Origin of the sequence: Bradyrhizobium sp. BR 1432 (assembly GCF_051547705.1) — a bacterium.
Taxonomy (GTDB): domain Bacteria; phylum Pseudomonadota; class Alphaproteobacteria; order Rhizobiales; family Xanthobacteraceae; genus Bradyrhizobium; species Bradyrhizobium zhanjiangense.
The window spans coordinates 5,432,426-5,452,050 of sequence record NZ_JBPUGF010000003.1 but is presented as its reverse complement, the minus strand read 5'-3'; the positions used below and the strand labels follow the sequence as shown (position 1 = coordinate 5,452,050).

General features: G+C 64.1%; 18 protein-coding genes and 3 pseudogenes. 13 read left to right on the top strand and 8 right to left on the bottom strand.

Annotated features, from left to right (window positions below; all coding sequences use genetic code 11):
- Positions 1-74: 74 nt before the first annotated feature.
- Both ACSKB8_RS26185 and ACSKB8_RS26180 read right to left on the bottom strand, forming a co-directional pair.
- Positions 75-1,621, bottom strand: a pseudogene (locus ACSKB8_RS26185) (FAD-dependent oxidoreductase).
- Between the two features lie 411 nt (positions 1,622-2,032).
- A complete protein-coding gene (locus ACSKB8_RS26180; RefSeq protein WP_128933009.1) occupies positions 2,033-2,740 on the bottom strand; it encodes a GntR family transcriptional regulator in 708 nt (235 codons plus the stop codon).
- A gap of 256 nt (positions 2,741-2,996) precedes the next feature.
- On the opposite strand from ACSKB8_RS26180, the gene ACSKB8_RS26175 reads away from it, so the two are divergent.
- The 6 genes and pseudogenes from ACSKB8_RS26175 (at position 2,997) to ACSKB8_RS26150 (ending at position 8,560) form a co-directional block, all read left to right on the top strand.
- Positions 2,997-3,983 carry an ABC transporter ATP-binding protein gene (locus ACSKB8_RS26175; protein ID WP_438107360.1) on the top strand — a complete coding sequence of 329 codons (987 nt, stop codon included), beginning with the start codon at positions 2,997-2,999 and terminating at the stop codon, positions 3,981-3,983.
- Positions 3,984-4,025: 42 nt separating this feature from the next.
- The gene (locus ACSKB8_RS26170) at positions 4,026-5,315 is read left to right on the top strand and encodes an ABC transporter substrate-binding protein (protein WP_164939483.1); all 1,290 of its coding nucleotides are present in this window, start codon (positions 4,026-4,028) and stop codon (positions 5,313-5,315) included.
- Positions 5,315-6,275: pseudogene (locus tag ACSKB8_RS26165) on the top strand (ABC transporter permease). Before ACSKB8_RS26170 ends, ACSKB8_RS26165 begins: the two are co-directional and overlap by 1 nt.
- The gene (locus ACSKB8_RS26160; RefSeq protein WP_438107358.1) at positions 6,275-7,153 is read left to right on the top strand and encodes an ABC transporter permease; all 879 of its coding nucleotides are present in this window, start codon (positions 6,275-6,277) and stop codon (positions 7,151-7,153) included. Before ACSKB8_RS26165 ends, ACSKB8_RS26160 begins: the two are co-directional and overlap by 1 nt.
- Positions 7,154-7,157: 4 nt before the next feature.
- Positions 7,158-7,889 (top strand): aspartate/glutamate racemase family protein, encoded by a 732-nt coding sequence (locus tag ACSKB8_RS26155; protein ID WP_438110679.1) that lies wholly within the window; start codon positions 7,158-7,160, stop codon positions 7,887-7,889.
- A 176-nt stretch (positions 7,890-8,065) separates the two neighbouring features.
- Positions 8,066-8,560 carry a hypothetical protein gene (locus tag ACSKB8_RS26150; protein ID WP_438107356.1) on the top strand — a complete coding sequence of 165 codons (495 nt, stop codon included), beginning with the start codon at positions 8,066-8,068 and terminating at the stop codon, positions 8,558-8,560.
- 197 nt (positions 8,561-8,757) lie between these two features.
- On the opposite strand, the gene ACSKB8_RS26145 is transcribed toward ACSKB8_RS26150, so the two are convergent.
- Positions 8,758-9,111: a hypothetical protein gene (locus tag ACSKB8_RS26145; protein WP_438107354.1), complete on the bottom strand. Its 354-nt coding sequence runs from the start codon at positions 9,109-9,111 to the stop codon at positions 8,758-8,760.
- Positions 9,112-9,214: 103 nt separating this feature from the next.
- Positions 9,215-9,544, bottom strand: coding sequence for a hypothetical protein (locus tag ACSKB8_RS26140; RefSeq protein WP_438107352.1), 330 nt, complete (start codon positions 9,542-9,544; stop codon positions 9,215-9,217).
- Between the two features lie 96 nt (positions 9,545-9,640).
- On the opposite strand from ACSKB8_RS26140, the gene ACSKB8_RS26135 reads away from it, so the two are divergent.
- Complete coding sequence (locus ACSKB8_RS26135; protein ID WP_370985528.1) at positions 9,641-9,805, top strand: hypothetical protein; 165 nt, start codon at positions 9,641-9,643, stop codon at positions 9,803-9,805.
- 29 nt (positions 9,806-9,834) lie between these two features.
- Here the strand turns inward: ACSKB8_RS26135 and ACSKB8_RS26130 are convergent, their stop codons facing one another.
- Positions 9,835-10,836, bottom strand: coding sequence for a PAS-domain containing protein (locus ACSKB8_RS26130; RefSeq protein WP_438107350.1), 1,002 nt, complete (start codon positions 10,834-10,836; stop codon positions 9,835-9,837).
- On the opposite strand from ACSKB8_RS26130, the gene ACSKB8_RS26125 reads away from it, so the two are divergent.
- Together ACSKB8_RS26125 and ACSKB8_RS26120 are read left to right on the top strand one after the other, a co-directional pair.
- Complete coding sequence (locus tag ACSKB8_RS26125) at positions 10,835-11,551, top strand: hypothetical protein (protein WP_438107348.1); 717 nt, start codon at positions 10,835-10,837, stop codon at positions 11,549-11,551. The genes ACSKB8_RS26130 and ACSKB8_RS26125 overlap by 2 nt on opposite strands.
- 100 nt (positions 11,552-11,651) lie before the next feature.
- Positions 11,652-12,397, top strand: a pseudogene (locus ACSKB8_RS26120) (IS5 family transposase).
- Between the two features lie 97 nt (positions 12,398-12,494).
- Here the strand turns inward: ACSKB8_RS26120 and ACSKB8_RS26115 are convergent.
- Positions 12,495-13,025: a gamma carbonic anhydrase family protein gene (locus tag ACSKB8_RS26115; RefSeq protein WP_438107346.1), complete on the bottom strand. Its 531-nt coding sequence runs from the start codon at positions 13,023-13,025 to the stop codon at positions 12,495-12,497.
- A 117-nt stretch (positions 13,026-13,142) separates the two neighbouring features.
- Positions 13,143-13,472, bottom strand: a complete 330-nt coding sequence (locus ACSKB8_RS26110; RefSeq protein ID WP_091889455.1) for a DUF6949 family protein — start codon at positions 13,470-13,472, stop codon at positions 13,143-13,145.
- Between the two features lie 220 nt (positions 13,473-13,692).
- Here ACSKB8_RS26110 and ACSKB8_RS26105 point away from each other — a divergent pair, with 220 nt between their 5' ends.
- On the top strand, positions 13,693-14,400 hold the full coding sequence (locus ACSKB8_RS26105) for a hypothetical protein (RefSeq protein WP_438107344.1): 708 nt from the start codon (positions 13,693-13,695) through the stop codon (positions 14,398-14,400).
- Positions 14,401-14,771: 371 nt separating this feature from the next.
- Here ACSKB8_RS26105 and ACSKB8_RS26100 read toward each other — a convergent pair whose 3' ends face one another.
- Positions 14,772-15,587, bottom strand: a complete 816-nt coding sequence (locus tag ACSKB8_RS26100; RefSeq protein ID WP_438107342.1) for a helix-turn-helix domain-containing protein — start codon at positions 15,585-15,587, stop codon at positions 14,772-14,774.
- Positions 15,588-15,866: 279 nt separating this feature from the next.
- Between ACSKB8_RS26100 and ACSKB8_RS26095 the strand changes: the two genes are divergently transcribed.
- The 3 genes from ACSKB8_RS26095 to ACSKB8_RS26085 are packed head-to-tail and all read left to right on the top strand — an operon-like array spanning position 15,867 to position 19,613.
- Entirely contained in the window at positions 15,867-17,993 is a 2,127-nt protein-coding gene (locus ACSKB8_RS26095) for a molybdopterin-containing oxidoreductase family protein (protein WP_438107340.1), read from the top strand.
- A gap of 2 nt (positions 17,994-17,995) precedes the next feature.
- Entirely contained in the window at positions 17,996-18,301 is a 306-nt protein-coding gene (locus ACSKB8_RS26090; protein ID WP_091889461.1) for a ferredoxin family protein, read from the top strand.
- Positions 18,243-19,613 (top strand): FAD-dependent oxidoreductase, encoded by a 1,371-nt coding sequence (locus ACSKB8_RS26085; protein ID WP_438107338.1) that lies wholly within the window; start codon positions 18,243-18,245, stop codon positions 19,611-19,613. The genes ACSKB8_RS26090 and ACSKB8_RS26085 overlap by 59 nt, the downstream gene beginning before the upstream one ends.
- Positions 19,614-19,625: the final 12 nt, after the last annotated feature.

Genomic DNA, 19,625 nt, shown 5'->3' with positions numbered 1-19,625 from the left:
CAGCGCATCCGCGAGCCACGGCTCAGCGGCGGGGTTCTTAAAGGCCTGCCCGCAGCTTTTTGAGGGATTGCCGCTCACTCCGCGGCTTCAAGATTGGCCGGCTTCTCCGCGCTCGCGAGCGGCGACACAGCGGGGCCATTGAGTGCGGTGCCGTCGGGCGCGAATTGTGAGCCGTGACACGGACAATCCCAGCACTGCTCCAGCGCATTCCAGTGCACGACGCAGCCGAGATGGGTACAGCTTGCCGAGTGCAGATGCAGACGTCCGTTGCGATCCCGGCATGCGGCAATCTTCTTCAGGCCGCTGCGGACCAGGCGCCCCTCGCCCGGCCGCAGCCGTTCGACGCTCGCCATCTCGCTCGCCGCAAGATATTCCGCAAAATTCTTCAGCGGCGTGATGTTCTCGCTGATGAACTCGCCGATGTTCTTCTGAATCTTCCGTGACGGAGCGTAGACCTCTTCCCAAGGGCTCGCGCCCGTCGTGATCAGATCCCTCACCAACAGGCCGGCGACGAGCCCGTTCGTGATCCCCTGCCCGGAATCGCCGCTGACGATGAAGAGATGCTCCTCGCCGGGGCTGCGGCCAATGAAGCCGGTGAAATCGACCGGCTCCAGCACCTGGCCGGACCAGCGATGAGTAACCTCGCGCAAACCCGTCAAGCGATCGCGTGCCCAGCGCTCGAGCGCGTCAAGGCGCTGTACGCCGTCGTTCGCTTCGCCCGATTTATGATCTTCCCCGCCGATGATCACGATATCCTCGTCGGCAGAGAACGGCTGGAGTCGGACATAATGATAGGGATCGAGCGTATCCCAATAGAGCGCATCCTCCAGCGCGCCGGCCGCAATCTTCGCGGCGAGCGCATAGGTGCGATAAGGCGCCTGTTTGGTGTGGATCGCCACCTGCAGATTGACGGGCGAGTTCGTCGCGACCACTACGTCGGCGGCGTGGACCTCGTGGCCTGAGGTGGTCGTCACGACCATGTCGCCATGCTGCTGACGGATGCTCTCAACACAGGTGTCGGCATAGAGCCGCCCCCGCGGCGCTCGAGTGCGCTCGCCAGGCCCGCGAGGTATTTGGTCGGGTGCAGGCGCGCCTGCCGGGCAAAGCGCAGCGAACGCACCTGGCCCTCGGCATGGAACGGGGTTGGCTCGAGGCGGTTTTCGACCGGAATTCCGAGCTTGCGACAGCAAACCAATTCCTCGTCAAGCTCGGATGCGGGCGTTTCGGGCGCCAGCACCCAGTAGCCGTCGACGCGTTGAAAATCGCAATCGATATGCTCGGCAAGCTGGATGACCTCGGCGCGATCGATCGCGGCAGCGACGCTCTGATAGTAGTGCCGCGCACGGTCAGGGCCGCGCACCCTCACCAACTCGTCGTAGCCGTCGTCGAGCGCCGTCGCCAGATGAGCGGTGGTGCGCGCCGTCATCCCGCTGCCGATACCGCCGCGATCCAGCACCACGACCGAGCGTCCATGGCTGGCAAGCTCATAGGCGACCGACAGCCCGGCAATTCCAGAACCGACAACGACGACATCCGTGCCCACCGTACCGGATAGCGCCGGCGCGTCGGCAACCGAAACATCCATCCAGAGCGATCGGGTGTGCTCGTCCCGTACATTCATGACAGTGTACTCCTCGAAAGAAAAAACGAGGCGGCAGGAACAGGGTTCCTCGGCGGCCGGCGAGCGGAAATCGCATTGAGACACCGCGATCATTAGGAACCTTCATCGCGCTCGCGCTTGAAACGACATGAAAAATCCATCACCCGGAATGCGCAGGGCGTTACGTCAGGCTCAATTGTACGGACATCTGCTCGTCCGGAATGACAGGCTGTATTACCCAGGAGGCAATCATCCGATCTGCTCGATACAGCTTGCACGAGAGATGGTCAGGTCAGGATGGATGACCAAGCACGACGGCGAATACGAGATCACGCCTGACGGGCAGCTTGCCGCCGAGAGCGAGCTCAGCCGCTGATTCGGTCCGGCTGGTCCGGCCGCAACTTCTCCTACAGGCTTTGCGATCCGTGCCGGTCAGGCGCCGAGCACATCGACCAGCCGAAGTTCGTCGGCGGCGGGATCCTTCAAGAACAGCTCGGCCTCGATCTCGGTCAGATGCGACAGCATCTGCGCGCGCGCCGCCTCTCTGTCGCGCTTGCGGATCGCGGCGACGATGCCAGCGTGGTGATCGGTGCCGCAGGCCGGCGTGTCATGGCGGCGGTAGAGCAGGATGATGAGCGAGGAGCGCGCGATCAGCTCCTTCAGGAAGCCGAGATAGATGCTGTGGCCACTCATCTCGGCGACGAGGCGGTGAAACTCGCCGGAGAGGCGGACCGAGGCGCGCGCATCGCCACGCAGCTCGGCCTCGCGCTCTTCAGCGAGATGGCGCTGGAGGCGATCGAGCCAGGCCGGCGATGCCGCATCGATGGCGTGATCGACGATGGTGGGCTCGATCAGGCGGCGCGCCTCGAACACTTCGCGGGCATCGGCGGGTGTCGGGCGCGCGACGAAGGCGCCGCGGTTCTTCTCGATATTGACGATGCCCTCATGCGCGAGCTGCTGGAGCGCGGTGCGGACCAACGTTCGGCTGGCGCCGTAGATGTCGCCGATCTCGTCCTCGCCGAGCTTCGTGCCGGGCAACAGGCGGTGCTCGAGGATGGCCGCGGTCACGCCCTCCCGGATACGGCTGACGCGATCGCTCGCGTCCGGCGCGTCGGATTTCGGGCGGGTCTTGGCGGCCATGGTTGTAAGGCTCGATCGACAACGTTCGGCTGCGAATGTTAGTCGACGAGCTGTATCCAATCACAGGCGAAACTTTATACAATCTTCGCCCGTTTTGTGTGCAGATGGCTGCGCATGCGGCAGGCAGCCTGGATGCGCCAGATTCGATCTAACGATCTGACTCCGCTGCACAGTTTTGAAAAATTGACCGGCCGAGAGCCGTTGGCACGGACCTTGCGGAGAGAGGCGGAAGCATCGCCCTCCTGTCGGACACGCCATGGCCACTCCCGCCGCTCTCGAACTGGTTGCCGTCACCAAGCGCTACGACACGACGCTGGCGGTCGACAATGTCAACCTGAAGATCCCGGCCGGCACCTATTGCTGCCTGCTCGGCCCCTCCGGCTGCGGCAAGACTTCGACATTGCGCATGATCGCGGGTCATGAGGCGGTCAGCGAGGGCGATATCATCCTAGGCGCGCAGAACGTCACCGACCTCGAGCCCGCCAAGCGCGGCACGGCGATGATGTTTCAGTCCTATGCGCTGTTTCCGCATCTCAGCGTCATCGACAACGTCGCTTTCGCACTGAAGATGCGCGGCATCGACAAGCCGACACGCCACATGCGCGCCGGCGAATTGCTCGAACTGGTGGCGATGAGCCCCTATGCGGGGCGCCTGCCCGCGCAACTCTCCGGCGGCCAGCAGCAGCGCGTCGCGCTTGCCCGCGCGCTGATCACCGAGCCGCAGATCCTGCTGCTTGACGAACCGCTCTCAGCGCTCGATCCCTTCCTGCGGGTGAAGATGCGGGGCGAACTGAAGCGGCTGCAGCGCGAGCTCGGCATCAGCTTCATCCAGGTCACCCATGGCCAGGAAGAGGCAATGGCGCTCGCCGACCACATCGTGGTGATGAACCACGGCCGGATCGAGCAGCAGGGCACGGCGCGCGACATCTTCCACCATCCCCGCACCGAATTCGTGGCGCGCTTCATCGGCGGCCACAACGTGCTCAGCGACGCCGGCAACCTCATCGCCGTGCGCGCCGATCAACTCGGCATCGTCCCGTTCACCGACGGCGCCTTCGGCGCGCCGGCGCTGCTGACCCAGACCGAGTACCAGGGCTCCTACGTCGCCGTCTCGCTCACGCTCGACGACGGCACCGCCCTGTTCTCCCACATTCCCGAAGCCAGCTTCGACGTCCACCCGTTCCGTCCGGGCGATCGCGTGCTGGCCACCTGGGATCCCGCCAAGGCGCAACGCCTGCAATAGCGCCGATCGATCACTGGAATGCGCAACAGAGGAGTGACTGATATGACCGAGACCACCAGGACAAAGGGCGTCAGCCGCCGCACGCTGCTCAAGGGCACCGCGGGTCTCGCCGGCCTTGCCGCCGGCTCCGGCGCCATTACCGGCTTTCCCTATGTGAAATCGGCTGATGCGAAGGTGCTGCGCTATCTCGGCACTGCCGTGAACGAGGGCGATGACATCTCCAAACAGTGCCTGAAGGATACCGGCATCAAGATCGAATACATCACCGCAACCACCGACGACGTCACCAAGCGCGTGATGACCCAGCCGAACTCCTTCGACGTGCTGGACACCGAATATTTCTCGCTGAAGAAGATCGTGCCGTCGGGCAACATCCTTGCCCTCGACGCCAAGAAGATCAAGGAATTCGACAACATCACGCCCGTCTTCACCAAGGGCGAGACGCCCGGCGGCAAGAAGATCGGAGGCCAGGGCACCGCGCCCTGGAAGGTGCTCTATCTCGAAGGCAAGGACTCCAAGAAGTTTGCGACGTCGGCGACCGAATTCGTGACGCTGATCCCGACCGTCTACAACGCCGACACGCTCGGCATCCGTCCCGACCTGATCAAGCGGCCGATCAGCTCGTGGTCCGAGCTGCTCAATCCCGAATTCAAGGGCAAGGCTTCGATCCTCAACATCCCCTCGATCGGCATCATGGATGCCGCGATGGTCGTGGAGGCCTCCGGCAAGTACAAATATGCCGACAAGGGCAACATGACCAAGGAAGAGATCGACCTCACCATGAAGGTGATGACCGAAGCCAAGAAGGCCGGCCAATTCCGCGCCTTCTGGAAAGACTTCAACGAGAGCGTCAACCTGATGGCTTCAGGGGAAACCGTGATCCAGTCGATGTGGTCGCCGGCGGTGACCAAGGTGCGCTCCATGGGGATTGCCTGCACTTTCCAGCCGCTCAAGGAAGGCTACCGCTCCTGGGCCTCGGGCTTCTGCGTCTCCAAGGGCGTCTCGGGTCCCAAGCTCGACTGGGCCTATGAGTTCGTGAACTGGTTCCTGTCCGGCTATGCCGGCGCCTATCTCAACCGCCAGGGCTATTACTCGGCCGTGCTCTCCACCGCGAAGGCGCACATGGAGCCCTACGAGTGGGCGTACTGGATGGAAGGCAAGCCGGCCGAGAAGGACATCAAGGCGCCCGACGGTTCGTTGCTCGAGAAGGCCGGCGCCGTGCGCGACGGCGGCTCCTATGAGGACCGCATGGGCGGCGTCGCCTGCTGGAACGCCGTGATGGACGAGAACGACTACATGGTCCGCAAGTGGAATGAGTTCATCGCGGCGTAATGGATATGTCGGAAGAAGTCCTGCAACAGGCATCCCCGGGTTTGATCCCGGGGTCGGGCACAGCGCGCGCCGCGAAAGCGACGCGCCTGTCGCCGTCCTTCATCTCCTGGCTGCAGGCCGGGCCGATGATGCTGGTGTTTCTCGCCTTCTTCCTGATTCCGCTGGTGTTCGTCGTCATCGTCTCGTTCTGGGATTACAACGAATACCAACTGCTGCCGGCCTTCTCCGGCCGCGGCTACACCGATACGTTCGAAGGCTGCGTCGCGCAGCTCCCCGATCTCTGCACCATCGGCAAGACCTATGTGAAGACGCTGAAGCTCTGCTTCATGGTCTGGGCCATCACGCTCTTCATCGGTTTCTGGGTCGCCTACTTCCTCGCCTTCCACGTGAAATCAAAGACCTGGCAGATGGGATTGTCGCTGCTGTGCACGATCCCGTTCTGGACCTCCAACGTGATCCGCATGATCGCCTGGATTCCACTGCTGGGACGCAACGGCCTGGTGAACTCAGGCTTGATCAAGACGGGCCTGATCAACCAGCCGCTGGAATGGCTGCTGTTCTCCGAATTCTCCGTGGTGCTGGCGCTGGTCCACCTCTTCACCTTTTTCATGGTGGTGCCGATCTTCAATTCGATGGTGCGCATCGACAAGTCGCTGATCGAGGCCGCCTATGACGCCGGCGCGAGCGGCTTCCAGACACTCGTCAACGTGATCATCCCGCTGGCAAAACCCGGCATCGTGATCGGTTCGATCTTCGTCATCACCATCGTGATGGGCGACTTCATCACCATCGGCGTGATGGGCGGCCAGCAGATCGCCGCCGCCGGCAAGATCATCGAGACCCGGCTCGAACGCGCTGCAATTCCCCGCCGCCGCCGCCAACGCCGTGATCCTGCTCGCGATCACCTTCCTGATCATCACCATGATGTCGCGCATCGTCGACATCCGGAAGGAGCTGTGATGAAGGAAGGACGCCCGCGCTCTTTCTACGTGCTCGCAATCTTCTTCGCAGCCTATGTGCTCTTCCTCTACGGCCCGATGATCGCGATCTACGTGCTGTCGTTCCAGGGACCGCAGGGCGGCCTCACCTTCCCGATGAACGGGGTCTCGACCTTCTGGCTGGCCAAGTTGTTCGAGGGCACCGGCATCGTCGATCTCGGCGCCGCTTTCCGCCGCTCGCTGCTGCTCGGCGGCGTGGTGATGGCCGTCACCGTCGTGTTGTCGGTCGCGGCCGGCATGGCTTTCCGCAGGAAGTTCAGGGCGCAGAGCATCCTGTTCTACTCGGCGATCGCGAGCCTGATCGTGCCTTCGATCATCACCTCGCTCGGCATCTCGCTTGAATTCCGCATCATCGACGACCTGATCAAGGCGCATTGGAACGAGAACTTCGAGACCTCGATGGGCCTGCTCACTTCGGGCTTAGGTGCGCACCTGACCTGGACGCTGCCGTTCGGCTTGCTCATCATGTTCGCGATCTTCAACCGCTTCGATCCGCGCCTCGAGGAAGCCGCGCGCGATCTCGGCGCGACGCCGTGGCAGACGTTCCGTCATGTCGTGCTGCCGATCATCCTGCCGTCGGTGATCGGCATCGGCCTGTTCGGCTTCACGCTGTCCTGGGACGAGCTCGCCCGCTCCAGCCAGGCCATCGGTCCGGTGAACACACTGCCGCTGGATCTACAGGGCCTCACCACCACAGTGACGAAACCGGACATTCATGCGCTCGGCACGGTGATCTCAGCGGTATCGTTCGCGGTGATCACGCTTGCGCTCGGCACCATCCACATGCTCAACAAGCGGCAGGCGGCCAAGGGCTCGGACGCCGGCAAGGGACTTGTCTGATCCGATGCGCCTTCACGTCGTCAATCCCAATACCACTGTGACGATGACGGCGAAGATCGCCGCTGCGGCGCGCAGCATCGCCCTGCCCGGCACCGCGATCGATGCGCGCCAGCCGGCGATGGGCCCGGTCTCGATCGAGGGTTTTTACGACGAGGCCTTCGCCGTGCCCGGCGTGCTCGGCTGCATCCGCGAGGCTGATCGCGACGGCGCGGATGCGCACATCATCGCCTGCTTCGACGACACCGGCCTCGACGCAGCGCGTGCCGCCGCCAAGGCACCGGTGGTCGGCATCGGCGAAGCCGGCTTCCACATGGCGAGCCTGATCGCGGCGCGTTTTGCCGTGGTGACGACCCTCGGTGTCTCCATCGTGCCGATCGAACACAACTTGCGGAAATACGGCCTCGCCGAGCGCTGCGCCGGCGTCCGCGCCGCCGAGGTCCCCGTGCTCGCACTGGAGGAGCGCAACGCCGATGCCATCGGCAAGATCTCCGCCGAGATCTCGGCCGCGATCCGCGACGACCGCGCGGAGGCGATCGTGCTCGGCTGCGCCGGCATGGCCGATCTCGCCAGCGAGCTCGCCGCCACGCACGGCCTGCCCGTCGTCGACGGCGTCGCCGCCGCCGTGACGCTGGCGGAATCAGTGGTGCGGCTGGGACTGACGACGTCCCGGCTCGGCCCCTATGCGAGGCCTCGGTCGAAGACCTATTCCGGGACGTTTTCGCCGTTTCAGCCCTGATCCGTGCCCCTGAGAGGCCTTCGGAGGCCCTAAGGTCCCCTGATTGCTGGTTTTTTTGTCCTTAGCCTCTTTTCGGTCCCATTCCTTGCCGAAACGTAAGGCTTTCGGGACGCCCCGGCGACCTCTGGTTGCCGGCCTTCGCCACGCACCAAGTTTCAGTTTGGGCTTTGTTCGCGATGATCGATCTCGCACAGGACACACCGTCCAACCCCCTGCTTCGCCTCGGTGGCCAACCGATCGCGCTGACCGCCGCCGCCCTTCTCCTGCTCATCGCCGGCGTGACCTCGATTGCGGTCTGGCGCGCCTATACCGGCGCGGCACCGGAAACCGATCGGGTGGTGGCATCGCGGCTGCTCCAGGCCCGCACGGCACAGGTGTCCGAGCAGCTGGTCGAGAAGACCAAGGGGCTGGAGGCGACTCAGCAGGAATTGATCGACCAGCTCCAGGTCGTGCAGGACCAGCTCCAGACCATGAAGCGGCTGATGGCGGCGCAGCAGGCCGACACCAAGCGCCTGTCCGAGCAGGTCGCGACGCTGAACGAGTTCGTCGATGGCTTGCGGCAGTCTTTTGCCAGCGCCCGGGCCACCGAGGCTGAAACACCCTCGGTTACCCGCAGGAAACCGGCGCGGCAACGCGTCCACGCCAGCGCGCGCAAGCGTTCGCGCGGCTGAGCCGATCCCCCAGCGCGATTGGAACTTTATTTTCGCCACTTGTGAACTGGATCACATTCTCCCGTATGATTCCGCGCCATGCTCGCCATTACCGGATGGCGTGAGCCGATTTCAATGTCCGGGGCTGGCAAGGTCGTTGACGGTATACTGCGTCAACGGCCTTGTTCTTTGATGGGCCCAGCTATTCGCCAAGGATGCTATTCGCAGACATCCACGCGGCGGTATCGCCATCCAGCTGGCGTCATGATCCGCTTCCGAACGACGTAGCAGCCGCCATAACCGTCGTCGTAGCCGGCGCCATAATAATAGGGGCTGCCGTAAAAGGGATAGCCATAACCATAATAAGCGCCGTAGTAGCCGGCGCCGGCAAGGCCCGCGCCGATCGCAACGCCCGGCCAGAAGCCGCCGCCATGCCAATGGCCGTGCCCGCCATGGCTCCATCCGCCACCGCCCCAGCCACCGTGGCCGAAACCGCGCGCCTGGGCCACTTGCGGCGCCGACAGCCCGACCGCCGCGACGGCCAGCGTCGTCATGATCATCTTGCGTAACATCACTCGATCCTTCGCGTGGACACGCTCCACGCTTCAAAGCAGGACCAAGCTAATGTCACTTGGGCATTCCTGACAGCCACGCTGTCTCAATTCCGCGCGAGCATCAGCAGCCGCGGCAGATGCTCTTCATCTTCTTGTCGAGCAGCCGGTTCTCGGCATTGACGGTGGCGTCCGCGGCGCCCGAACCGGTGCCGATGGTGGCTCCGGAGCCCGGGCCGGATGATCGAGCCGTCCCCAGGCTGTTGGTCCCGGGCGGCGGAGCAGGCGAGTTGGCGACGCCCCCTGTCGGTCCCGCAGAGCTTCCGGTCGAACCCGCAGAGCCTCCGGTTGATCCGGCAGAGCCGCCGGTTGCCTGCGCGAACGAGGTGGCCGGCATCGCCGCGAGTGCGAGGATCACCATCATGGTCTTGGTTGCGGACGATCTGGCAGACATCGGAAATTCTCCCTTTGCCGGTCAACCGCTGCGGCGAATACCTGTTCCGGAACAAATGCCGTCACGTCAGCTTGAAGGCGAGGAGGCCAAATCACGATGACCGATCGCGATCCTTTTGCTGAAGGCGAGCGCGCCGCGCGCGAAAGCATCCCCGCCGAAGCCAATCCCTATTCGGACGGCAGCGACGAGCATGCGCTATGGGCCGCCGGCCACGAGAAGGTGGCGGGCGCGACCGAAGCGCGCGGATCCGAGGGACGCTGACGCCCCCTCTGGATGGCGCGAGCCGGTCACTATGCGGCCGCCACCATGCTCTCGGTCCGGTCTTCGACCATGGTCACGAACATGTGGGACTCTTCGTCGGCGCCGCCGATCTGAACGCGGCGGGCGGAGATCACACGGCGGCCGCGCGCGGGATTGTCGATGGTATCGACGATCGGCTCGAGCTGCTGCTTCTGCGCCAGCAGCTGCTGGTCGCGCCGCTCGATCAGTTCGGCCGCCTCCACTGAGAACAATTCCCGCGCCGTCTTGCCGATGATCTCGCCGCGCGACATGCCGATCATCTTCTCGGCGGCTTTGTTGACGAAGACGTAGCGCAGATTGCGCGCATCCTTGGCGATGATGCCCTCGGCCACGTTCTCGATGATGGTCGCGAGGAAGCGCTCCATCCGCTCCAGGATACGCTGGCGCTGGCGCTGCTCGGTGACGTCCTCCTGCACCGACACCCAACCGCCGCCGTCCATCGGCCGCTCGTAGATCTTGATGATGCGGCCGTCGTTGAGGGAGATCTCGTAGGCCGTCGGCTCCCGCCTGGCGATCCGGTCGCGCACCGCCCCGACATATTTCGTGACGTCGCCGCTGAACAGTCCGCTCTTGACTCGGTGCTGGAGGATTTCCTCGAGCGTCGATCCGGGCTGGATCGTCTCAGGCAGATTGTAGATCCGCCGGTAGTTGGCGTTCATCGCCACCACGTTGGCCTTGCCGTCCAGCATGATCAGGCCCTGCGGCATACTGTTGATCGCGGCGGAGAGCTGCCACTTCTTGGCCTGGTACTTGTCGTTGAACTTGTCGCGCTCGGTCATGGCCGCGTCGCGCGCCTGGGCGGTGCCGAGCTCGAGCTCCTCGAGCTCGAAGATGCGCGCCACCGCGTCGCGGAAATTCTGCACTGCGCGCGCAAGGTGCCCGATCTCGTCGTGACGGCGCAGATGCGGCACTTCGCTCTTGACGTCGCCCTGCGCGATCTGGTCGGTCGCCTGCGTGATCTCGGCCAGCGCGCCGACGATCGAACTGCGCATGACGATCACGTTCAGTCCCGCTGAGAATGAGCGCCGCCAGCCCGAGCGCGAACAGATAGGCGGCCGCATAGCGGTTCTCGTTGGCGAGGTCGTCCGCCTCGCGGGCGCGCTGATGGTAGATGCGCTCGAGCGCCTCGATATCGCTGTTGAGCTTACTGCGCACTGTCCGGTTGGCGTCGTTGTCGCCCCATTCGCGCGCCGCGGCCGAGCTGATCTCCACTCCGCGCCGCACCAGCTCCTGACGGAAGTCGATGAACTGCGTGATCCGCTGCCGGAAGCTCGCGAACAATTCGGCATCGTCGTCGCCGACGTCCTTCTCCATGCTCTTCACGGCCTCGGCAAGCTCATGGTTGCGCCGCAAGAGGCCGTCCGCGAACTGCTTCATCTTGCCGTGATCGGCCGTCATGTAGATGCCGCGCGACTCCATGACGATCGCATAGATCAGCGCATTGATGCGACCGACGTTGATCGCTGCCGCGGCCGAGGACGCATGCATGTGACGATAGGTCGTCTGCAAGCGCACCGACTGGATCGACATCACGAGCAGGAAGGTGGTGACGATCGCCAGGAAGCCGGCGATGCTGTAAACCTTCTCCGCGACCGTCAGCGTGTTGGCGCCGCGAACAAAACGAACGACTTTCTTCAGAAATTTGGTTCCGGCTCCGAAGCCGGATCCCAGCGCCGTCGCGTCCATGGCGCCGCTCCTCCTGGTTGAAAACGCTCAACGATAAGCGTGATCGCGCTAAGGCCTGTTTACAGACAGGATTCCCAAATCAGTAGAAAATTGATTCAAGGCTGAAAATTGGAGATCAGCCTTGATTCGATTGATGTTGAGCGATGCGCAGTGGGAGCGGATTGCGCCGGAATTGTCTGGCAAAGCCGGTGATCCCGGCGGCACCGGGCGTAACAACCGGCTCTTTATCGAAGCAGTTCTTTGGATTGCGCGCACGGGCTCGCCGTGGCGAGATCTGCCGGAAGCGTTCGGCAAGTGGTTCACAGTGTATACGCGCTTCTGGCGCTGGGCGCAGAAGGGGGTCTGGGAGCGGGTCTTCAAAGCTCTCTGTGACGATCCCGATTTCGAATATGTCCTGATCGACGGCACACTCGTCCGGGTCCACCAACATGGCACCGGGCAAAAGGGACTCAAAATCAGGCCATAGGCCGCTCGCGTGGTGGCCTGACTACCAAAATCATGGCTCTGGTCGACGCACTCGGCAATCTCATTCGCTTCACCCTGCTGCCCGGCCAGCGTCACGACAGCATTGGCGTCGAGCCTTTGATCACTGGCCTCGATTTTGAAGCGCTGATCGGCGACAAGGCCTTCGATAATAACTGGCTGCGCGCCAATCTGAACCAACGCGGCGCCGCAGCGGTCATCCCGTCCAAGGCCGACCGCGCCGGGCGCATCCCGCACGACGCCGAAATGTACAAATGGCGCCACCTGGTCGAGAACTTCTTCTGCCAGCTCAAGGCATTCCGCCGCATCGCAACTCGCTACGAAAAGACAGACGCCTGCTTTGCCGGCCTCCTCAATCTCGTCGCGGCTTTCCTCGCAAACTAGCGACTGTAAACAGGCCTTAGCGGAGGATTAAACGACCCGCCTGTATTTTTACGGTACGGAACCATTGCCGTGGGGCCAGGCACAGCCGGCGGGCATCTCAGCCGATCCGCTTCAAGCCCTTCTTGAACCGCGGACCGTTGGCCACGTAGAACCTGGCGGCACTTCCCATCTTCTGGACCTGGGCGTCATCGAGCGTGCGGATCACGCGCGCCGGCGAGCCGACGATCAGCGAGCGCTCGGGGAACTCCTTGCCCTCGGTGATGACGGAGCCGGCGCCGACGATGCTGTTGCGGCCGATCTTCGCGCCGTTCATCACGATCGCGCCCATGCCGACGAGCGCGCCCTCCTCGATGGTGCAGCCGTGCAGGATGACATTGTGGCCGACCGTGCAGTTCCTGCCGATGACAAGCGGAAAGCCGAGATCGGTGTGGCAGGTCGAGCCGTCCTGGACGTTGGCGCCCTCGCCGATCTCGATCCACTCATTGTCGCCGCGCAGCACCGCGCCGAACCAGACGCTCGCGCCCGGCTTCAGACGCACCCGGCCGATCACGGTGGCGGTCTCCGCGATGAAATAATTGCCGTCGGCGGGAAGGTCGGGCGCCTGCCCGTCGAGCTCGTAGATCGCCATGGAGGTCTCCTGTCAGGATGATCCTGGCATAGCGAAACGGCGGCCTTGACGCAAAGGGCCGCGACAGCAGCCTGGAAACGCAGGGCGTCCCAGGGAACGCAGGGAAAGTCGGAGGCGTCAGCCCAGCACGCCGGCCGCGCGCAGCGTCATCAGGAAGAAGGTGCCGCTCATCATGCTCCAGAAGCCGGCGATGAGGGTGGCCATCATCACGAATTCGGCGCGGCGGCTTTCCACGCGCATGCCGCGCAGCGTGTTGCGCATGATGATGAAGGGCGCCGCGAAGACCAGGAACGGCACCGCCGCGAAGGTCTTCGGCGCCACGCCATCCTGCAACAGGCCGAAGCCGGCAGGACGCTGCGCGACCGCCTGGTATCCGTTCACGAGCGCGCCCGCGAGCGCGAAACCGATGCAGATCGAGAAGAAGGTATTGAGAGCTTCAGGTGTCATCGGAACGGTCCGCCCTTACGCAACGCCAGCGTCTTCCTGTGACAAATAGTGCTGGTTAACGCTACATTATCCTTAAGAGAAGGTTAACGCCGCCCGCCGTCCGGCGCAGGGCTCTCCCCCTTTCCCGCAGCCGGGGACGCTGCGCGAAATCGCCGCCACATGGCATATTCGCCGCTGATTCGTCGGCCAGCGGCCGACTTCGGCTTACCCTGCGCAATTCATGACGTTGTTTTCGGCAGCCTCTTCTCGCTCTCCCCGCACGCCCACCCGCGCGCACGTCGTCCCGATCGTGCTCAGCGGCGCGGCTGCGGCATGCGCGGTGGCGCTGGTCGCCTATTTGCTGTGGCCGACCTGGGGCACGCGCGGTGCGAACGCCCCGGACAAGCTGCCGGTGAGCGTCGGCGACACGCTGTTCAACCTGCCGACCTCGGCGATCCGCATGAAGATCCAGCGCCACACCGGGCCGCAGGAGCGCATCGATCTCGACTTCCTCTATCCCTCGTTGGAACCGCCCGGCGCACCGAAGCACGTCACCGCCGACACGGTGGAGGCGACGGTGCAATCGATCGACCGCATCTTCCTGTCGATCGCGGCCCATCACGATGCGCTCGCGCCCGAGCAGCGAACAGCCACGATCTATCCGCGCTATCTCGACCAGGCCGCGACGATGCCCGAAGAGGGTCTGACGATGCGGATGTTCCGCGCTGACACCCCTTACGGCAGCGAGGACCTCTATTCCGCCGCAAGCCCCGCGCTGACGGCGCGCTGCACCCGCGATGCGGCCACGCCCGGCATGTGCCTCTCCGAACGCCGCGTCGGCGGCGCCGACCTCACCTTCCGCTTTCCGCGGAGCTGGCTGTCGCAGTGGCGTGACGTGGCAGAGGCGATGGAGAAGTTGACCGCGCAACTGCGCGGGCCGAAGGGGTGAGCGCGGCCGTGCGGCTGAGCCTCCAAAACAAAAACTGCGAAAACAACCCCATGCACAGTAGCCAAGCATTGGCACGATTTCGTATTTTGCGAATCTCACTTGACCCGTCGGGCAAAACAGGGGCATGATGCCATGATGGGTCACCGATTGAATGGTGGCGGCCACACATCTCCGGGTACCCAATTGCTTAGGCGCGAGTGGTTGGGGTTTGAGGAGACCGGCCGGATCACTCTGATCCGCTTCCAGGGCCGATCACGCGAGGAGCTCTTGATGTGCATGAGGTGACGGTCGCGGAGGCGACTGCGCGGCTCCGCATTTTCGACAAGGCATAGCTCTAGCGACGGCGAGATCTGCCTCCCCTGACGGAAGCCTCAGTCGCGCCCCTTCTGCGCCCGATACAGGCTCGGCGTCGTCCCGACCGCCTTGCGGAAGGCGCGGTTGAAATTGGCCTGCGATGAAAATCCCGCGGCATAGGCGATGTCGACCAGCGGGCGATCGCTGGTGGACAGCAGCCGCTTGGCCAGATCGAGACGCTGCCGGCTGACATATTCATGCGGCGCGCTACCTGTCGCCGCCTTGAAGCTGCGGGAGAAATGCGCCGGGCTCATGCACGCCACCGATGCCAAATCCTTGACCGTGAACTCGCGTTCGACGGACGCCTCGATGAACTCCGTCACACGCGACAGCCGCTTGGCGTCGAGTGGCCGCTGACCGGCGTTGATTTGCCGGAGCCGGACTGCAGTTGCCGAGTAGGTATGCACGAGATGGGCTGACAACGCGCGCCCGAGACTTTCGATCAGGAGCCGGCCGGTGGAGGTCTCCTGTTCGAGCTCCTTCAGGATCCGGTCAGCAACGTGCTCGATGAACATGTCCTGATCGATGGTCTCGTAGCGGATCGAGATACCCGAGGGATCGATGTCCAGATCCCGGAGCATGGTGTCGTCGAACGGCTTGCCGGGGAGAAAGAGATGCAGGCATTCCTGCATCTGGTTCTCAACACGGATGAAATCTTCGCGGATGCCGGCCGGGCAGAGCCAGACGGTGCCCTTTCGGCCGAAAGTGCGCTGCCGCATGCCGGCGCCTTCGCGATCCACGACCGAGCTGCCTCGCGGCAGGATTGCGATCTCGGTGTCGCGCGGCAATTGCGGGGGAAGATCGCCTGGCTCATGGCTCCATCGCTCGGCCAAGAGGTGTCCCCACCGCCGGTCATTGGACGTCTGAAGCATTCTGCCGGTCACATATTTATCGACAGAATTGCCAAGCATACCCATCGGAAATCTCCGCCAGATCACGCGATGTGTGGGTAGAAAGGTATTGCCGGGTCCAGCAATTAGCATGCCAGACATCCGGCCGGCCGTCCACGGGCCGAGAGCAGTCCGGGACAACAAGACCGCACATTTTGAAAAGCCAGGCCGCGCCCGCCGGCCGCATCCTTGACCGACTTGAATCGGGAAGCGGAGAGACCCATGGCCCGGACCACGGTAATAGGCGCGTGCCCCCACGACTGCCCGGACACCTGCTCCATCCTGACCACGGTCGAGGATGGCAAGGCCATCGCCGTCCGGGGCAATCCCGATCACCCCTTCACGCGCGGGCGGCTCTGCGTGAAGGTCAACAACTATGAGGAGCGCGTCTACAGCGACAAGCGCGTCCTGTATCCGCTCAAGCGCGTCGGCCCGAAGGGCAGCAAGCAGTTCCAGCGAATCTCCTGGGAGGAAGCGCTCGCGACCATCGCCTCGCGCTGGACATCCGTCATTGCCGAGCATGGTGCGCAGGCGATCCTGCCCTACAGCTATCTGGGCACGCAGGGCATCATCAACGGGCTGAACGTCGGCGATCCCCTCTTCAACAAGCTCGGCGCGACGGTTCTGGAGCGCACCTTCTGCGATTCCGCCTCTTGCACCGCGTACATGATGACGATCGGGCACACGCCGGGCGTCGATCCCGAAAGCTTCGTGCACTCGAAGTACATCATCCTGTGGGCCTGCAACACACTGAGCACGAACTCGCATCACTGGCCGTTCATCGAGCAGGCGAAGAAGGCCGGTGCCAAACTCGTGGTGATCGATCCCGTCCGCACCCGCACCGCCCGCCTCGCCGACTGGCATATTCCGATCCGTCCCGGCACCGATGCTGCGCTGGCGCTCGCGATGATCCACGTCATCATCAAGGAGAATCTGATCGATCGCGACTATGTCGACAAATACACCGTGGGCTACGACGAGCTGGCCGAGCGGGCGTCCAGCTACACACCTGAATTCGCCTCGCAGGAAACCGGCATTCCCGTCGACGACATCGTCAAGCTGGCGCGGGAATATGCGACGACACCACCGGCCGTCGTGCGCATTGGCGTCGCGGTCGAGCGGCATGCCGGCGGCGGTCAGACCGTGCGCGCGATCGCCTGTCTTCCGGGGCTGATCGGCGCCTGGAAGCATGTCGGCGGTGGGCTGCTCCAGCTCCCGATCTGGGCGTTCCCGGTCAGATGGGACGTGCTGATGCGTCCCGATCTCCAGCCGGCGAAGATGCGCGTGCTCAATTCCTGGCGCCTTGGAGCTGCGCTGACGGGCGAGCTCGGCTTCGATCCGCCGATCAAGGCGCTGTTCGTCTACAACGCCAATCCAATGGCGATGGTGACCGAACAGAGCAAGCTCGAAAAGGGATTAGAGCGCGAGGATCTCTTCACCGTCGTCAGCGAGCACTTCCTGACCGACACCGCCAAATACGCCGACATCGTTTTGCCCGCGACCACGCAGCTCGAGCAGAAGGACATCATGTTCTCCTGGGGGCACCTCTATCTGTCCTACAACAACCAGGCGATCGAGCCGCTCTGCGAAGCCGTGTCCAACACCGAGCTGTTCCGCCGGCTCGCGCGCGCGATGGGCATCACCGATCCGGCCTTCTTCCGGAGCGACGACGAGATCATCGAAGCCTCCCTCGACTGGAGCAGTCCGGTGCTCGCCGGGATCACGCTCGATGACGTCAAGTCCAAGGGCTATGCCCGCCTCGACATGCCCGCGCCGGCCGACTGGGCGCCGCACCGCGAGGGCAATTTTCCGACCGCATCGGGGAAGTGCGAGTTCAGCTCGACCATCGCCGGCGGCGGCAACTTCGTGGTGCCGCTGTTCCGTCAGGGCTACAATGGCGATCAGGACGCCGCGCCGGTCGATCCCCTGCCCCACTACATCCCGCCGAACGAGAACCCGCGCACGGCGCCCATGCTCGCAACGCGCTATCCGCTCAGCCTGATCTCGCCGAAGAGCCACGCCTTCCTGAATTCGAACTACGGCAACCTGCCGGCGCAGACCGCGCAAGCGGGTGAGGAACAGGCGGTACTCCTCAATCCGGACGATGCGGCACAGCGTGGCATCGTCGCGGGCGCGCCCATTCGCGTGTTCAACGACCGTGGCGCGTTCGAGGCCTTCGCGACCGTTTCGGCCGACGTCATGCCGGGTGTGGTGGTGGCGCCGTCCGGCTACTGGCAGCGGTCCAATCGCAAGGGCGCGACGGTTCACGTGCTGACGCCTCCCGCCTTCGCCGACCTCGGCCGTGCCCCGACATTCTCGGACATCCTCGTTCAGGTCAGCGGGGCCTGACGATGACATATGTGGTCACCGACAATTGCCGCGGCTGCCGATACACCGAATGCGTTACCGTCTGTCCCGTGGAGTGCTTCCACGTCGACGATACCATGACCTACATCGATCCGGAAAACTGCATCGATTGCGGTGGCTGCGCGCCGGCATGCCCGGTCGGCGCGATCGAGCCCGACTATCGCCTCGCCGCGGACAAGAAGTACTGGATCGACGTCAACCGCAAGCGCGCGACTGAAACTCCCGTCATCAGTGCGCGCCTGCCGGCTCTGCCGGGGGCCGATGAACGCAGGCAGGCGCTGGGCCGATGACGGGTCCGCTGCAAACGAAGTTCGCATCGCCGTCGTCGGCAGCGGACCGAGCGGCTTCTACACCACCGAGGCCCTGTTGCGCTCGGGCGCGCCCGTGACTGTCGACATGTTCGAACGGCTCCCCGTGCCGTACGGCCTGGTACGGTTCGGCGTTGCCCCCGACCATCCGAAGCTCAAGCAGGTCACAACGGCCTTCGACCGGATCGCCGCCATGCCCGGGTTTCGCTTCATCGGCGGCGTCACGATCGGAGACGACCTCACGATCGACGAGCTGCGCGAGGCCTATGACGCCGTTGTGCTCGCGACAGGCGCGGACCTGAGCCGGGCGCTCGACATCCCCGGCGAAGCACTGCCGGGCAGCCACACGGCGGGCGATTTCGTCGCGTGGTACAACGGGCATCCGCAGTTTGCGGATCTGCGGCTCGATCTTCATCATGAGACCGCGATCGTCATCGGCCATGGCAACGTCGCTCTCGACGTGGCGCGCATCCTCGCCAAGACCGCGGACGAGCTGCGCCGGACCGACATCGCGCGCCACGCGCTCGACGTCCTGGCAGAAAGCCGGATCCGCGAAATCCACGTCGTCGGCCGCGGCGGACCGGCGCAGGCCAGGTTCACCGCGAAGGAATTACGTGACTTTCTCGAACTCGGCACATGCGACACATGCGTCGACATGCGCAACGTCACCTCCGATGAATTCGAGCCGCGGCGTCCCGACGATCCGGAGCTGACCGAGAAATTGACGTTGCTGCGCGCGTTCTCACGGGCGGCCGTGACGAAGCCGCGGCGCTGCGTTTTTCGATTTGGTCTGTCTCCCGTCGCGCTCCGAGGACGAGGCCGCCTGGAGGCCATCGCGTTCAAGCAAGGATCGGGCGCTATCGAGGACATCGCATGCGGCCTCTCGTTCAGCAGCGTCGGCCGGAAGACCACGCCTGTGGCCGGGGTTCCCTATGACGCGCATCGCGGCGTGCATGCGAACGTCGGCGGACGTGTCGCAGTCGACGGTTCGGTGATCGAGGGCCTCTATGTCTGCGGATGGAGTAAGCGCGGGCCGAACGGGACGATCGGCACCAATCGCGGCTGCGGGATTGCCACCGCAGAGGCCGTCCTGGCGGATATCGCCCATCGACGGCCGCGCTCGGATACGCCTGACGCACTGCTTGCGCGCCTGACCGGCCGCGTCGCACGCATCGTGAGCTATCCGGATTGGGGCACGATCGACGCGGCCGAGAAACGCCGGGGAGCCGCGCTCGGCAAGCCCCGGGAGAAGTTTGTCACGATCCCCGAGATGCTCGCCGCGGTGGATGCGTGACTCCGAGGCGCT

What these genes read in the sequence shown, in the direction of transcription:
- ACSKB8_RS26180 (WP_128933009.1), bottom strand. Translation starts at nt 2,740, where the DNA reads ATGGCCGCCAAGACCCGCCCGAAATCCGACGCGCCGGACGCGAGCGAT.
- ACSKB8_RS26110 (WP_091889455.1), bottom strand. Translation starts at nt 13,472, where the DNA reads ATGACACCTGAAGCTCTCAATACCTTCTTCTCGATCTGCATCGGTTTC.
- ACSKB8_RS26145 (WP_438107354.1), bottom strand. Translation starts at nt 9,111, where the DNA reads ATGTTACGCAAGATGATCATGACGACGCTGGCCGTCGCGGCGGTCGGG.
- ACSKB8_RS26090 (WP_091889461.1), top strand. Translation starts at nt 17,996, where the DNA reads ATGACATATGTGGTCACCGACAATTGCCGCGGCTGCCGATACACCGAA.
- ACSKB8_RS26125 (WP_438107348.1), top strand. Translation starts at nt 10,835, where the DNA reads ATGACGATCACGTTCAGTCCCGCTGAGAATGAGCGCCGCCAGCCCGAG.
- ACSKB8_RS26160 (WP_438107358.1), top strand. Translation starts at nt 6,275, where the DNA reads ATGAAGGAAGGACGCCCGCGCTCTTTCTACGTGCTCGCAATCTTCTTC.
- ACSKB8_RS26150 (WP_438107356.1), top strand. Translation starts at nt 8,066, where the DNA reads ATGATCGATCTCGCACAGGACACACCGTCCAACCCCCTGCTTCGCCTC.
- ACSKB8_RS26175 (WP_438107360.1), top strand. Translation starts at nt 2,997, where the DNA reads ATGGCCACTCCCGCCGCTCTCGAACTGGTTGCCGTCACCAAGCGCTAC.
- ACSKB8_RS26095 (WP_438107340.1), top strand. Translation starts at nt 15,867, where the DNA reads ATGGCCCGGACCACGGTAATAGGCGCGTGCCCCCACGACTGCCCGGAC.
- ACSKB8_RS26140 (WP_438107352.1), bottom strand. Translation starts at nt 9,544, where the DNA reads ATGTCTGCCAGATCGTCCGCAACCAAGACCATGATGGTGATCCTCGCA.
- ACSKB8_RS26105 (WP_438107344.1), top strand. Translation starts at nt 13,693, where the DNA reads ATGACGTTGTTTTCGGCAGCCTCTTCTCGCTCTCCCCGCACGCCCACC.
- ACSKB8_RS26130 (WP_438107350.1), bottom strand. Translation starts at nt 10,836, where the DNA reads ATGCGCAGTTCGATCGTCGGCGCGCTGGCCGAGATCACGCAGGCGACC.
- ACSKB8_RS26135 (WP_370985528.1), top strand. Translation starts at nt 9,641, where the DNA reads ATGACCGATCGCGATCCTTTTGCTGAAGGCGAGCGCGCCGCGCGCGAA.
- ACSKB8_RS26115 (WP_438107346.1), bottom strand. Translation starts at nt 13,025, where the DNA reads ATGGCGATCTACGAGCTCGACGGGCAGGCGCCCGACCTTCCCGCCGAC.
- ACSKB8_RS26155 (WP_438110679.1), top strand. Translation starts at nt 7,158, where the DNA reads ATGCGCCTTCACGTCGTCAATCCCAATACCACTGTGACGATGACGGCG.
- ACSKB8_RS26170 (WP_164939483.1), top strand. Translation starts at nt 4,026, where the DNA reads ATGACCGAGACCACCAGGACAAAGGGCGTCAGCCGCCGCACGCTGCTC.